At 64.6% G+C, this 12844-nt stretch carries 13 protein-coding genes; 3 read left to right on the forward strand and 10 right to left on the reverse strand.

All coding sequences use genetic code 11. The features are described from left to right. Positions 1-11 precede the first annotated feature (11 nt). From HAP54_RS08705 to HAP54_RS08720, 4 genes are all read right to left on the reverse strand, one after another. Positions 12-920 carry a haloalkane dehalogenase gene (locus tag HAP54_RS08705; RefSeq protein ID WP_166299399.1) on the reverse strand — a complete coding sequence of 303 codons (909 nt, stop codon included), beginning with the start codon at positions 918-920 and terminating at the stop codon, positions 12-14. Next, complete coding sequence (locus tag HAP54_RS08710; RefSeq protein ID WP_166299400.1) at positions 917-1507, reverse strand: TetR/AcrR family transcriptional regulator; 591 nt, start codon at positions 1505-1507, stop codon at positions 917-919. The genes HAP54_RS08705 and HAP54_RS08710 overlap by 4 nt, the downstream gene beginning before the upstream one ends. A 107-nt stretch (positions 1508-1614) precedes the next feature. Beyond that, positions 1615-1911: a hypothetical protein gene (locus HAP54_RS08715; protein WP_166299401.1), complete on the reverse strand. Its 297-nt coding sequence runs from the start codon at positions 1909-1911 to the stop codon at positions 1615-1617. Between the two features lie 2 nt (positions 1912-1913). Continuing rightward, complete coding sequence (locus tag HAP54_RS08720; RefSeq protein ID WP_166299402.1) at positions 1914-3308, reverse strand: OmpA family protein; 1395 nt, start codon at positions 3306-3308, stop codon at positions 1914-1916. A gap of 169 nt (positions 3309-3477) precedes the next feature. Here HAP54_RS08720 and HAP54_RS08725 point away from each other — a divergent pair, with 169 nt between their 5' ends. Together HAP54_RS08725 and HAP54_RS08730 are read left to right on the forward strand one after the other, a co-directional pair. Continuing rightward, positions 3478-4536, forward strand: a complete 1059-nt coding sequence (locus tag HAP54_RS08725; RefSeq protein ID WP_166299403.1) for a polysaccharide deacetylase family protein — start codon at positions 3478-3480, stop codon at positions 4534-4536. A 167-nt stretch (positions 4537-4703) separates the two neighbouring features. Then, entirely contained in the window at positions 4704-5738 is a 1035-nt protein-coding gene (locus HAP54_RS08730; RefSeq protein WP_166294930.1) for an IS110 family transposase, read from the forward strand. A gap of 353 nt (positions 5739-6091) precedes the next feature. Here HAP54_RS08730 and HAP54_RS08735 read toward each other — a convergent pair whose 3' ends face one another. From HAP54_RS08735 to HAP54_RS08745, 3 genes are read right to left on the reverse strand one after another with little or no spacing between them, the layout of a single operon-like run. Continuing rightward, entirely contained in the window at positions 6092-6817 is a 726-nt protein-coding gene (locus HAP54_RS08735; protein WP_166299404.1) for a sulfite exporter TauE/SafE family protein, read from the reverse strand. Positions 6818-6865: 48 nt separating this feature from the next. Next, positions 6866-7072 carry a hypothetical protein gene (locus tag HAP54_RS08740; protein ID WP_166299405.1) on the reverse strand — a complete coding sequence of 69 codons (207 nt, stop codon included), beginning with the start codon at positions 7070-7072 and terminating at the stop codon, positions 6866-6868. Continuing rightward, positions 7059-7406, reverse strand: coding sequence for a hypothetical protein (locus tag HAP54_RS08745; RefSeq protein WP_166299406.1), 348 nt, complete (start codon positions 7404-7406; stop codon positions 7059-7061). The genes HAP54_RS08740 and HAP54_RS08745 overlap by 14 nt, the downstream gene beginning before the upstream one ends. A gap of 104 nt (positions 7407-7510) precedes the next feature. Between HAP54_RS08745 and HAP54_RS08750 the strand changes: the two genes are divergently transcribed. Beyond that, positions 7511-8311 carry an SDR family NAD(P)-dependent oxidoreductase gene (locus HAP54_RS08750; RefSeq protein ID WP_166299407.1) on the forward strand — a complete coding sequence of 267 codons (801 nt, stop codon included), beginning with the start codon at positions 7511-7513 and terminating at the stop codon, positions 8309-8311. 157 nt (positions 8312-8468) lie between these two features. On the opposite strand, the gene boxB is transcribed toward HAP54_RS08750, so the two are convergent. From boxB to HAP54_RS08765, 3 genes are all read right to left on the reverse strand, one after another. Further along, positions 8469-9920 carry a benzoyl-CoA 2,3-epoxidase subunit BoxB gene (gene boxB / locus HAP54_RS08755; protein ID WP_166299408.1) on the reverse strand — a complete coding sequence of 484 codons (1452 nt, stop codon included), beginning with the start codon at positions 9918-9920 and terminating at the stop codon, positions 8469-8471. Between the two features lie 153 nt (positions 9921-10073). Beyond that, on the reverse strand, positions 10074-11762 hold the full coding sequence (gene boxC / locus HAP54_RS08760; protein WP_166299409.1) for a 2,3-epoxybenzoyl-CoA dihydrolase: 1689 nt from the start codon (positions 11760-11762) through the stop codon (positions 10074-10076). A gap of 165 nt (positions 11763-11927) precedes the next feature. Further along, a complete protein-coding gene (locus HAP54_RS08765) occupies positions 11928-12737 on the reverse strand; it encodes an alpha/beta fold hydrolase (RefSeq protein WP_166299410.1) in 810 nt (269 codons plus the stop codon). Positions 12738-12844 lie beyond the last annotated feature (107 nt).

Consider the following 12844-nt stretch of genomic DNA (forward strand, 5'->3'; position numbering starts at 1 on the left):
CTCCCGTCCGCTCATGCCGCGCGGCGTTGCGCGCTCGCGGCCTCGATCCCGGCGATCCAGCCTGCGACCGAGCGGCCGATCGCCTCCGGATGATCTTCCTGCAGGTAGTGCGCGCCCGCGCCGAGCTGGATAACCGCGCAATGCTGCAGCGTCGCGGCAAAATCCGCAGCGAAGGCCGGCGACACCAGTGCCCCGGGCGACGCCGCGAACAAGAGCTTCGGATAGCTCGATGCCGCAAGCGCCGCGTGCGCCGCGGTGAGCGCCTGATCGACATCATCAGGTTCGCCTGCGATCGGCAGCTCACGCGGCAGCATCAATGTCGGCCTGCGGCTCTCGCGCGTCGCAAACGGCGCGCGGTAGGCCGCCATCTCCTCCTCGCTGAGCTTGCGCAGGATCGAGCCGGGCAGCACGCGTTCGATGAACGCATTGTTGTCGAGGACCATCGCCTCGCCCTCGCCCGGTGTCCTGAACTTCTTGAACGTCTCCCGCGCCGCGTCGTGCTGGTGGAAGTCGGACCAGTCCCGCATCGGACGGATGAACTCCATGAAGGCCAGCCCGCGCACGAGTTGCGGACGGCGCGCCGCGAGATGGAACGCGAGCGCCGTGCCCCAATCCTGCGCGACGAGATACGCCGAATTGATGCCGAGCGCGTCGATCAGCGCGTCGAGATAGTCGGCATGGTCGAAGAAGCGATAGGCGATGTCGGGCTTGCCGGACTGGCCGTAGCCGATCAGGTCGGGCGCGATGCAGTGCCCGACCGGCGCGACCAGCGGCGTGATGTTGCGCCAGATATAGGACGACGTCGGATTGCCGTGCAGGAACAGCACGTGCGGCGCGTCGCTGCGTCCGGTCTCGCGATAGGCCATCGTGGTCCCGAACACGGAGCGATGATGCAGGCTGATCTCGGCGGACATGGTCATGGCAACTCCTTGAACACGGTTTGGAATGCGATCGTCTTGAAACGCGTCAGCGCGGCTTCGCTGCGTTCGACCTTCATGCGCAGCATCGCGCCCTGCCAGGATGCGAGCAGGAAATCGGCAAGCGCGTCGGGATCGAAGTCGGAGGCGATCTCGCGCTTGGCCTGGGCTTCGGCGATGCAGGCCGCAAACGGCACGCGCCATTCCCGGAAGATGTCGTCGAGCTGCGCGCGCAGCATCTCGCTCGAGCCTGACGCCTCGAGGCTGAAATCGCCGATCAGGCAGCCGCGGGTGAAGCCGTCACGCGCAAGCTTGCCGGTGATGAGATCGAGATAGCGCCGCAGCCGTTCGCGCGGCGGCAGCGCGGTGTCATCAAGTGCTTCCGCAACGAGGCCGCGCACATAGAGGAAGTAGCGGTCGAGCACCTCGGAGGCGAACAGCTCTTTCGAGCGGAAATGGTTGGTGAACGAGCCCTGCGGGGCGCCGGCGGCGGCGGTGACGTCGCGCACGCTGGTGCCGTGATAGCCGGTGCGGAACATTTCCTTCAGGCCGGCGTCGAGGATGGCATCGCGGAGAGAGGGTTTTGGCATGGCCACGATTTAATACGTACGTACGTATTGATGTCAAGGCGTAAAATGAATGCGGCCGGCGCCGCGCGTGGCGGCCTCGTCGGGCCTGATGGATCAAGGGTTTGGGGTCAGCTCGCGGGCTTGCTGCGGGAAACCACCCAGTCGCGCAACCAGGAGCCGATGGCGCAGCCGACGAGATAGAGCGCGAACATGACCAGGAAGAGATCGAGCCAGTAACCGAAGCGGCCGGGCACGATCCGCGCGAACGACGCGGCGACCAGCGCGGCGGCGAGCAGCGCCAGCCAGCCGATCCAGACCTTCGAGACGCCCTGCGCCCGATGCACCACCGCAATCCAGCCCATGCCGAAGCCGAGCAGCGCTGCGCCGAGCAGCCAACCCCAGAAGAATGTCGCGAGCACGGTCATCGCTACTTCACCACGAGTTCGATGCGGCGGTTCTGCGCCTTGCCGTCTTCACTGTCGTTGCCGGCGAGCGGCTGCGTGCTGCCATAGCCGATCGGCGTGAAGCGGTTGGCGGGCAGCCCGGCGCGCACCAGGTAATCCACCACGGCCTGCGCCCGACGCTCCGACAGCGCCTGGTTGGCGGCTTCCTCACCGTCGCTGTCGGTATGGCCGACGACCTCGATCGTGGCATTCGGACAGCGCATCGCGGTCTCGATCAGGCGGTCGAGCAGACCGGCGGAGTCAGGCACGATGTCGGCCTTGCCGGATTCGAAGCGGATCTTGCCCTTCGAGAGGATCTCGGAAAACAGCTGCTGGCACACGGTGGGATCGACCGGCGCCGCCGCCGGCTTGACCGTGACCTCGGCCTTGTACTGCCAGCCCTGCGGGAAGTCCTTGCCGAGCCCGTCGCGGATCTGGCCGGCCGCGGCATCATAGAGCGCATCGCCCGACAGCTTCACCTCGCGGTCCGAGACGACAAGCGTTCCGGTCGACAGCCGCGACAGCGCGCCGAGCGCAGGCGCCACCGCCGCCGCAAAACCCGACGGCGCGCCGAGGCTGGCCTTGAGGTTGTCGACCACCTTCTCGCTGAAGAACTTGCGGCCGGCGGCCGCGACCAGCGCAGCATGTACGTTGTTGTCGGGCACGTATCCGGTCAATGTCAGCGTCACCGCGACCGGGTCCTTGTAGGCCTGGAATACGTAAGGAGGCGCCTTGATGTCGTTGGCGGCGACCGAATAACCTTCCGGCAGGTTCTTCAGCGCGGCCGCGACCGCTTCGCGTCCGCCGAGCTCGCGCGCCATGCCGGCGAGGTTAACCTTGCTGTCGGTCAGCGTGATCTTGCCGTCCTTCAGCTTGCTGATCTGGTCGAGCAGCAGCAGCGCCGCCGCGTCGAACCGCGACGGTGCGCCGCGGGCGAGCGCCATCTGATCCACCACCTCGACACCGCCGAGGCTGGCCTTCGCGGCCTCGGTCAGCTTGCTCTTGCTCGACGGCAGCGGCGCATTGCCGCCAAGCGTGACCCGCACCACGTCGCGTTCGGCGGACCAGACATAGGGCTTGGCCTCGGCAACAAGGCGGGTCTCGTCGTTGACCAACCGCACGCCCGGCACCGCCTCGACCGACGCGACCGCGCTGAGGCGGCCGTCTTCGGAGAAGGCGTTGGCGGCAAACGTCACGTCGCGGCCGTCGACGCTGATGCGGCGCTTGTCGAGCACAGTGTCCTTGAGTGCGGCATTAGAGCGCGCGGCGAGGTCGGCTTCGACCGTTGCCGTGCTGGTCCAGGCCGCGATACCCCAAAGGACGACCAGTGGAATCACGCCCGGCCACCACTTGCTACTCCACTTGAAAAGTCCGTGCATTCAGGGTCCTGCGGGCTCGGGAACCAGAGAGAAAACAAACCCTTGGCTGACTGTCAAACCCCAAATCAAGCATCATGGCGGGGGCGCCATGTCGGACCGGAATAACAGTTTCTTCAGTGGTCTTTCGCTAAGTTTGCCGCGGAATGCAAATCGGCCGGCCGGCGCCCTCATGAAACAACTCCGCAACACCGTGATCCGTGCCGGGCTGGAGGCGTTGTATTTTTCGGGCGCGCATCATTTGCTGCGGCCGATCTTCGCCGGCGTCGGCGCCATCTTCATGCTGCACCACGTCCGCCCACGGCGCGGCGACGCGTTCCAGCCCAACCATCATCTCGAAGTCACGCCCGACTTCCTGCGCGCGATGCTGACGCATCTGCGCGCGCTCAACGTCGACGTCGTCAGCATGGACGAGGCGCATCGCCGTCTCACCGAACGGAACTTCGCGCGGCGCTTCGCCTGCTTCACCTTCGACGACGGCTATCGCGACAACCGCGATTTCGCGCTGCCCGTCATGCGCGAGTTCGGCGCGCCGTTCACGGTCTATGTCGCGAGCGATTTCGCCGAGGGCTGCGGCAGGCTGTGGTGGATCGCGCTGGAGCGAGTGATATCGGCAGCGTCCGCGATCGAGGTGCCGATCGATGGCGCGATGACGAAGATCGACACCTCGACGCCACCGGCCAAGCGCGCCGCTTTCGGCCGCATGCACGACTGGCTACGTTCGCTGCCGGGCGAGCAGGAGATGCGGGCTGAGATATCAGCGCTTTGCGCCCGCCATGGCGTCGACGAGGACGGCATCGCGCGCGAGCTGTGCATGTCATGGGACGAGTTGCGCGGCTTTGCCGACGATCCGCTGGTCACGATCGGCGCGCACACCATCAGCCATTGCAATCTCGCCAAGCAGAGCGAGACCATCGCATCGTTCGAGCTCGCGACCAGCCGGGCGCGGATCGAGCAGGCCCTGCAGCGGCAGGTCGCGCACCTCGCTTATCCCTATGGCGACAGGATCGCCGCCGGGCAGCGCGAATTCGCGCTCGCCAGGTCGATCGGCTTCAAGACCGCGGTGACGACGCGGCCGGGCATGCTGTTTGCCGAAAGCGCCGATCACATGACGGCATTACAGCGCGTTTCGCTGAACGGCAATTACCAGGAAGCGCGGTTGTTGCCGGTCCTGACCTCAGGCGCCGCCACCGCGGTGTGGAACGGTTTTCGCCGTATCGACGCGGCGTGATCCACTTTCCGTAGATGGGGTAACGGGCCGGCCGCCCGCTCGCTACGGCGCGATTTGGAAGCGCGCTCGCGAGCGGCCTGTTGGTTGGAAGGCGGTCGTCCCTCAAACTGATGGTGTCAATAAACGGAGTCGGGCAAGCCCGCTCCAAGCATCATTAAGGGACGACCATGTACCACTATGCAGGAATCGACGTGTCTTTGGAATGCTCGAGCGTCTGCCTTGTCGATGGGACAGGTAAGATTTTGCGCGAGGCGAGGGTTGCGAGTGAGCCGGAGGCCTTGATCACCTGGTTGCGGTCGCTGGGGTTGGTGCTGGAACGGATCGGGCTGGAGGCTGGTCCGCTGTCGCAATGGCTCTACGCAGCGATGCGGGATGCGGGCCTGGCAGTCGAACTGTTGGAGACGCGGCACGTCCGCGATGCCTTCAAGGCGATGCCGGTGAAGTCGGACCGCAACGATGCCCGCGGGATCGCGCAACTGATGCGGCTGGGCTGGTTCCGGCCGGTGCACTGCAAGTCGATCGAAGCGCAAGAGACGCGGGCGGTTCTGACGGCACGCAAGCTGCTGCAGTCCAAGCTGCGCGACATCGAGAACAGCCTGCGCGGCGTGCTCCGCGGCTTCGGTCTGAAGGTCGGCACGACCACCGAGCGCACGTTCGCCGAACGCATCCGGGAGCTCGTAGCGGGCCATCCCGGACTTGAGATCGTGGCACAGGCGCTGCTCGAAGCCCACGCCGTGCTGCGGCGCGAGTTCAATGGCCTGGATAAGCACACCCAAAAGCTCGCCAGGTCGCACCCTCAAGCCCGCCTCCTGATGACGACACCGTCCGTCGGCCCGATCGTGGCGCTTACCTACGCCTCGGCGGTCGACGACCCGAAGCGCTTCCGGTCCTCGAAGGCGACGGGAGCGCATTTTGGCCTCACCCCGAAGAAGTACCAATCGGGCGAAACCGACTATACCGGCCGCATCAGCAAGATCGGCGATGCCTCCGTGCGCGAGGCGCTCTATCAAGCGGCTCACGTCATGCTGACCAAGCCGGTCAGGAACTGCTCGGCGCTGAAAGGCTGGGCGATGCGGATCGCCCGGCGCGCAGGCCTGCGCAAGGCCAAGGTGGCGCTCGCACGCAAGCTCGCCGTCGTTCTGCATCGCATGCTCGCCGACGCCAAACCGTTCAACCCGATGGCCAAGGCCTCGGCAACCTAAGCAAGGAGCAGCAATCGGTTCTGGGCGGGCCACGACACCAGGCTCTCCCTGAGCGAGGTCCCTGCGCCGGGACGATGGATCCGGTCAGGCCGCCATCCGGGAAGTGGCTCACAACCACGCTTCCGTAGATTGGCCGGCCGGCTCCTCAATGCACCCCATCAGGCGACGGCCTTCGCGCCGATCCCGTACAGAAGCAAGTGCCCGGCGAGTGGATCACGCAAAAAGGGATTGACTTACAAAGGCCCGTTACAGAAGCCCGGATGCAGCGCAAGCGAAATCCGGGATCAATCGTGCCACAGGTGAGACTTGCCCCGGATTTCGCTGCGCTTCATCCGGGCTACAGACCACAGACTCTAGATCACCAGCAACAGCCCCGACACCAGCAACAGGCTGAGGATCACGCGCCTGAAATTGGCCTCGTTGATGTTGCGGAAGGCAAAGATGCCGAGCCACGAACCGGCCAGCAGCGCCGGAGCGCCCAGGACGACGTCGTAGGCGACCTTCATCGACAGGTCGCGATGCAGCAGCATCATCACGAGCGCGGATATCTGCATCGCGGCGATGAAGGGTTGCACGAGGCCGCGCTGCTGCTGCTTCGGCACGCCATGGATGTCGCACCAGATCGTCGGCAACGCGCCGGGCATCGCGGTCAACCCGCCGATCAGGCCGCCGCCAAACCCGACAAGCGCGTGGCGCCCTTCCGGCAACCGGCCGTAGCCGATCGCGGGCCGAAACAGCATATAGCCGGCATAGAGCGCGACCATGACGCCGAAGCCTTCGCGGAAGGTCCGGCCGTCGGTGTTGTGCAACAGCCAGAGCGCGAGCGGCACGCCAAGCAGCCCGCCTGATATCAGCGACAGGCTCTCCTTCCACTGAATGTGGTGCCGAAGCGCCCACAGATTGGCGCCCTGCACGCCGACGCTGCAGGCCATCATCAGCGGCACCGCCTCGGTGGGCGGCATCGCATGCAGCAGGATAGCGCCGGCAATTGCCGAAAAGGCGAAGCCGGCGAGACCGGATACGAAGGCGCCGCAAAACACCGCCGCGCTGAGCACAAGAAATGACGTGACGTCGGCCACGAGCGGACCTCCGTTGATGAGAGTGATGATGAATGAATTGGGAGAGCGCTAGTCGGTGTGAACCGCCCTCACCTCTTGCGGCACGGCTGGCTGGGGCTCGGCCGGATCGCCTGAGGCCGCAGGCATCAAAAGCGTCGCAGTGAGCAAATGCAGGACAAGAAATCCGATCGCGATGACGATCAATAGCGTGATCTCGCTGATGTCAGGGAGACGGATGATCGATTTGCGCGTCGTCGATCGCTCACCGATGGACATAAGCGCCCTCCAGATTGGTACGGTGGCGGTCGGCGCGGTCGATCAGATGTCGATACTGCTTCAAAACGCGGCGCGTCTGGATCCGTCGCGAGACATGAATTGCGCCAAGGATTGCTGCGAAGAGGCCCTTCCGCCTTCGGCCCGATTGAATAAGGGTGACAGGCATCACACCCGTCACCGGCAATGAAATGTGCTTCATTCTTGGAACTCCTTGTCCTGGAATTCCACCCCACGTGCTTGATACGTCAAAGCGACTGACCCGTTTGTTCAACGCATCACATCTCAAGAAAGCTTGATCGAATCGACGCACGATCTCTGCGGGCATATCGATCAAGACAATTCCTTGGATTGATCGGGCAGCAGGTTCATCCGCCGCGGCGGTTCCTTGACTAGCTCCGCCAACACGGCCAGAACGCTTGCCACAGCAAGGGAGGCAACATGTTCAAGGATCTGTTCTCACTGAAGGGGCGCGTCGCGCTGGTCACCGGAGGATCGCGCGGCATCGGCAAGATGATCGCGGCCGGCTTCCTCGCGCAGGGCGCCGCCAAGGTCTACATCACCGCGCGCAAGGCCGGGCCGTGCGAAGCCACCGCCCAGGAGCTCACCGCCGAATATGACGGCGAGTGCATCGCGCTGCCGATCGACATCTCGACCGTCGAGGGCTGCGAAAAGCTCGCGAGCGAGCTCATCAAGCGCGAGCCGAAGCTCGACATCCTGGTCAACAATGCCGGCGCGGCATGGGGCGCCGATTTCGACGAATTCCCGGAGAGCGGCTGGGACAAGGTGATGAACCTGAACGTCAAGTCGATCTTCTTCCTGACCAAGGCGCTGGCCAAGCCGCTGCGTGCCGCGGCGACGCATGACAAGCCGGGCAAGGTGATCAACATCGCCTCGATCGACGGCATCTTCGTCAACCCGATGGAGACCTATTCCTATGCCGCGAGCAAGGCTGCGGTGATCCATCTGACGCGGCGGATGGCGACGCGGCTGATCAAGGACAACATCAACGTCACCGCGATCGCGCCGGGCGCCTTCAAGTCGGACATGAACAAGGCCGCGCGCGACCACGCCGACGAGGTCGCCAAGCGCGTTCCGGCGAAGCGCGTCGGCACCGACGAGGATATGGCGGGTGAGGCGATCTATCTCGCCTCGCGCGCCGGCGACTATGTGGTCGGGAACACGATCGCGGTCGATGGCGGCGTGGTCTACGCGACCGCGGGGCTGGAGATCGCGGGGTAGGCCGCGCACTCATGAAAACGATGGCGAACACGTGCCCGGCTCACCCCAGGGCTCATGCGTGAGGGCCACAGCTAGCGCTGGATAAGAAAAGGGGCGAGCCTGGGACCTTTTGGCTCGCCCCTTTTCTGCTCTCTCCCGAAGGAGAGCGCTCAGAACGTCAGCTCTCGATCCTTACGTACTCGAAGTCGCCGGGCTTGTTGTCGATGCCGACCTTGGGCGCCGAGATCCAGGAGGCGAACTGGCCGGGCTCGGTCACCGGCTTCATCAACGAGGCGATGAAGTCGCCGTCCTCGGTCGAGGGCAGCCAGTCGTTCTTGCGCTTGGCCCAGGTCGCATCGTCGATCAAGAGGCCATCGGGCGTCGCATGGACATCCCTGAACTCGCCGATCTGGCGATGGAACACCGTGCTCGGCACGGCGAGCTTGTAGTCGATGCCCGCGGTCGAGATCACCTTGTTCCAGCGCAGCATGCCCTTGACGCAATCCTGCGTGTAGTCGTCGCGCAGCCGCATGTTGAGCGCGGTCAGCGCCGGCTCGTCGACCATCTTGATCTGCCCGTCCACCATCTTCATGACCGGATAGGTCGAGTTCTTGAGCTGGTGATCGTCCTCGATCGTGGTTTCCTTGTAGCGGCCCTTGATGCCGGCGTTGAAGGCGTTGGCGGCGTTGGTCGAGACTTCGGAGCCGAACAGGTCGAGCGACAGCGAATAATGCAGGTTCAGCTTCTTCTGGATGGTCGGCAGGTCGATCACGCCGAGCGCGCGGACTTTCGCGATATCGGTCGGATCGGTGATGCCGGCTTCCTGCATCGCATCGCAGGTGCGTTGCACGACGCGGGTGATGCCGGTCTCGCCGACGAACATGTGGTGGGCTTCCTCGGTCAGCATGAAGCGGCAGGTGCGCGACAGCGGATCGAAGCCCGACTGCGCCAGCGAGTGCAGCTGCATCTTGCCGTCGCGGTCGGTGAAGTAGGTAAACATGAAGAACGACAGCCAGTCCGGCGTCGCCTCGTTGAAGGCGCCGAGCATGCGCGGCGAATCCGCATCACCGGAGCGGCGGCGCAACAAATCGTCCGCCTCCTCGCGGCCGTCGCGGCCGAAATACTTCTGCAAGAGGTAGACCATCGCCCAGAGATGGCGGCCTTCCTCGACATTGACCTGGAACAGGTTGCGCATGTCGTAAAGCGAGGGCGCGGTCTTGCCGAGATGGCGCTGCTGCTCGACCGAGGCCGGCTCGGTGTCGCCCTGGATCACGATCAGGCGGCGCAGCATCGCGCGATGCTCGCCGGGAACTTCCTGCCAGGCCGGCTTGCCAAAATCCTCGCCGAACGGGATGACGCGATTTTCCTCCTGTGGAGCAAGCAGAATGCCCCAGCGATATTCCGGCATGCGGACGTAATCGAACTTCGCCCAGCCGCGCGGATCGACCGAATAGGCGGTGCGCAGATAGACCAGCGATTCCTGGAAACCGTCCGGCCCCATGTCCTTCCACCAGTCCATGTAACCGGGGTGCCAGCCTTCCAGGGCCTTGAGCACCTGGCGGTCCTCGGCGAGATTCACATTGTTCGGAATCTTGGTCGAGTAATCGACGTTCATGATGTTCATGTTCATGGCCGTGCTCCTTGCTGGGTCGGTCTCGTGTCCCGGACGCGGTGCAGCGCGAAGCGATGCGCCGCAGGGCCGGGACCCATTGATTCGTGGTCCACATAAGTCCCGGTTCTGCAGCGCGTCACTTGCGTGCCGCGCAGCGCCCGGGACACAAAATCAAACGCGCGTCATGTCGAATTGCGCCTTCTGGCCGGTGCCGTAGCGGCGCAGCGCGCCGTCCTCACCGACCGCGTTCGGCCGCTGGAAGATCCAGTTCTGCCACGCCGTGAGACGCGAGAAGATCTTCGATTCCATGGTCTCGGGACCGACGAAGCGCAGATTGGCTTCCATGCCGGTGAGGCCGTCGGGCGAGAACGAGGTGCGCTCCTCGAAGAACACGCGGACCTCGTCGTCCCAGTCGATGTCGTCGAGCGCGAAGGTGAGGAGGCCGAGCTCCTCGGCCTCCTCGGCGTCGAGCGCCTTGCAGATCGATGCCTGTGCGCGCTCGATATCCGATGGATCGGCCTGGAAGCGCGATTGCAGCCGGGTCAGGCCATGGCTCATCGGATACGGCCCGAAATTCATCGCCGTCAGCTCGATCGCCGGCGGCGGGCGGTTGTCGCCCTGCTTCTGGCCGATCAGCATGTAGGAGCGGTCGGCGGCGAACACGAGTTCGGCGAGCGTGCCGACGAAGCAGGAGCCCGGCTCGACCAGCGTCACCAGCGTGCGCGAGGTGACGTCGATGCGCTTGAGCACGCGCTTCCAGTAATGCCTGACCTCGTTGACCAGCCAGTGCGCCTTGTTGGCCTCCAGGAACGCGTCATAGGACACGACGTTGGCGCGGTCGCCATGGCTCTTGAACACCAGCATCGCGATCTGGAGCTCGTTGATGCGCAGATGCAGGATCGCATCGTCGAGCTCGCGCGCGACCTGCAGCGGCCAGAACGCCGCGCCCTGCGCGATCATGCCGTCGATGTCGGCAGGCGCCGCAGTTTCCGGCGCCTTGATCGAGATCGTGGCGATGCGCGCGGCGCGATCGATGTCGACGCTGACGAAGCCGTAGCGGATCGCGCTGTCGTCGATGGTGCGCGTCAGCGGCGCCAGCGTGATGCCCTTGCCCTCGCCGTTGCGCTTCGATCTGGCGGCGAATTCCTTGACGCGCTCGGCAAGCTTGCCCTCGAGCTTGGAGTTCGGCGCGATCTCGTCGACCAGGCGCCAGGACACGGCGCGCTTGCCCTTGATGCCTTCCTCGATGGTGCAAAAGAAATCGGCGTGGTCGCGGCGCACCTTGCGCTTGTCGACGACGCGCGTGAGCCCGCCGGTGCCCGGCAGCACCGCGAGCAGCGGCACTTCCGGCAGCGCGACGGCGGCGGCGCCGTCGTCGGCCATCATGATGTGGTCGGTCGCGAGCGCCAGCTCATAGCCGCCGCCGGCCGCGGTGCCGTTGACGAGGGTGATGAAGCTCTGGCCGGAGTTCTCGCTGGAATCCTCCAGACCGTTGCGGGTCTCGTTGGTGAACTTGCAGAAGTTGACCTTGTGGGCGTGGGTCGAGCCCGCCAGCATGCGGATATTGGCGCCGGCGCAGAACACCCGGTTCTTGCCCGAGCGCATCACCACGACCTTGACCTCGGGATGCTCGAAGCGCAGCCGCTGCACGGCATCGGCGAGCTCGATGTCGACACCGAGGTCGTAGGAATTGAGCTTGAGCTGATAGCCCTCGAACAGGCCGGCATTCTCGTCGACGTCCATGGTCAGCGTCGCGACGTCACCCGCGATGTCGAGCTTCCAGTGCCGGTAACGCGACGGTTCGGTCTGGAAGTCGATGTACTTCGCCCCGCCTGCAAGGACGCGATCGTCACCAGCCATGGGCCACCCTTATCTGTTGTTCGTTTTGACGGTTCGTCTCGAAGTCTCATGCACAATAATGCATGTTTTCGATCTGGTCCAGTTCAAAACGCAAAAAACATGCATTTTGTTTCATGTTCCAGAAATTCGCTCGCGCGGCCAATGACCTGGCACCGGCACCAAATGTCAGGCCGCCAAGGTCTGGTCGTCGCGGAGCGCCGCCCGGGCGAATTCGGTGACCGCGTCCAGCGTCACCGCGGCGGCCTCGCGATGCGGCGAATGGCCGGCGCCTTCGATGACCGCGACGTCGACCGGGCAGTAGCACTCCTCCTGGGCGATCTCGACCTGGCGCATCGTGCCGTACTGATCCTCCGCGCCCTGCACGATCAGCACGGGCACGCGGATATAGGCGAGATAGTCGGAGATATCCCAGTCGCGGAATTTTGCATCGAGCCAGGCGTCGTTCCAGCCATAGAAGGTGCTGTCGACATCGTTGTGCCAACGCGCCAGCTTCTCCTTCAGGTTGGTGGTCTGATACGCCGTCTTGGTCTCGGCGATCGACTTGACCGAGATGTCCTCGACGATGAAATGCGGCGCGATCAATGCGAGCCCGTGCAGGCGATGGTCCTGATGCGAGCCGGCATAGATCGCCGCGATCGATCCGCCGTCGGAATGCCCGAGCAGGAGGCCGCGGCGGAAGCCGATCCGATCGAGCAGCTTCGGCAGCACATCGAGCGCCTCGCGATGCATGTAATCGACCGGACGCGGCAGCTTGGCCGGCGACGAAGCGCCATAGCCCGCGCGCGAATAGGCGAACACGCCGACGCCGGTCGCCGCCTGCAGCTTCTCCGGGAAATCGCCCCACAGGCCGACGCAGCCGAGGCCTTCGTGCAGCATCACGATGGTCGGGGCCTTCTCGGGCATTGGGCCGATCATGCGGTATTCGAGCTCGGCGCCGTCGATGCTGAGGAAGCCTGAGGGGTTCAAATTCTGCATGATAGGCCTTCCTCACTCGTCGTCCCGGCGAAGGCCGGGACCCATAACCACAGGCGTTAGTTGTTGCGCAAAAGCCGTTGAACAGCGTCTCTCAAAACGAAAGCCGC

The sequence above is a fragment of the Bradyrhizobium sp. 2S1 genome (assembly GCF_011516625.5).
Classification (GTDB): domain Bacteria; phylum Pseudomonadota; class Alphaproteobacteria; order Rhizobiales; family Xanthobacteraceae; genus Bradyrhizobium; species Bradyrhizobium septentrionale.

What these genes read in the sequence shown, in the direction of transcription:
- HAP54_RS08740 (WP_166299405.1), bottom strand. Translation starts at nt 7,072, where the DNA reads ATGTCCATCGGTGAGCGATCGACGACGCGCAAATCGATCATCCGTCTC.
- HAP54_RS08720 (WP_166299402.1), bottom strand. Translation starts at nt 3,308, where the DNA reads ATGCACGGACTTTTCAAGTGGAGTAGCAAGTGGTGGCCGGGCGTGATT.
- HAP54_RS08705 (WP_166299399.1), bottom strand. Translation starts at nt 920, where the DNA reads ATGACCATGTCCGCCGAGATCAGCCTGCATCATCGCTCCGTGTTCGGG.
- HAP54_RS08725 (WP_166299403.1), top strand. Translation starts at nt 3,478, where the DNA reads ATGAAACAACTCCGCAACACCGTGATCCGTGCCGGGCTGGAGGCGTTG.
- HAP54_RS08710 (WP_166299400.1), bottom strand. Translation starts at nt 1,507, where the DNA reads ATGCCAAAACCCTCTCTCCGCGATGCCATCCTCGACGCCGGCCTGAAG.
- HAP54_RS08715 (WP_166299401.1), bottom strand. Translation starts at nt 1,911, where the DNA reads ATGACCGTGCTCGCGACATTCTTCTGGGGTTGGCTGCTCGGCGCAGCG.
- boxC (WP_166299409.1), bottom strand. Translation starts at nt 11,762, where the DNA reads ATGGCTGGTGACGATCGCGTCCTTGCAGGCGGGGCGAAGTACATCGAC.
- HAP54_RS08765 (WP_166299410.1), bottom strand. Translation starts at nt 12,737, where the DNA reads ATGCAGAATTTGAACCCCTCAGGCTTCCTCAGCATCGACGGCGCCGAG.
- HAP54_RS08750 (WP_166299407.1), top strand. Translation starts at nt 7,511, where the DNA reads ATGTTCAAGGATCTGTTCTCACTGAAGGGGCGCGTCGCGCTGGTCACC.
- boxB (WP_166299408.1), bottom strand. Translation starts at nt 9,920, where the DNA reads ATGAACATGAACATCATGAACGTCGATTACTCGACCAAGATTCCGAAC.
- HAP54_RS08730 (WP_166294930.1), top strand. Translation starts at nt 4,704, where the DNA reads ATGTACCACTATGCAGGAATCGACGTGTCTTTGGAATGCTCGAGCGTC.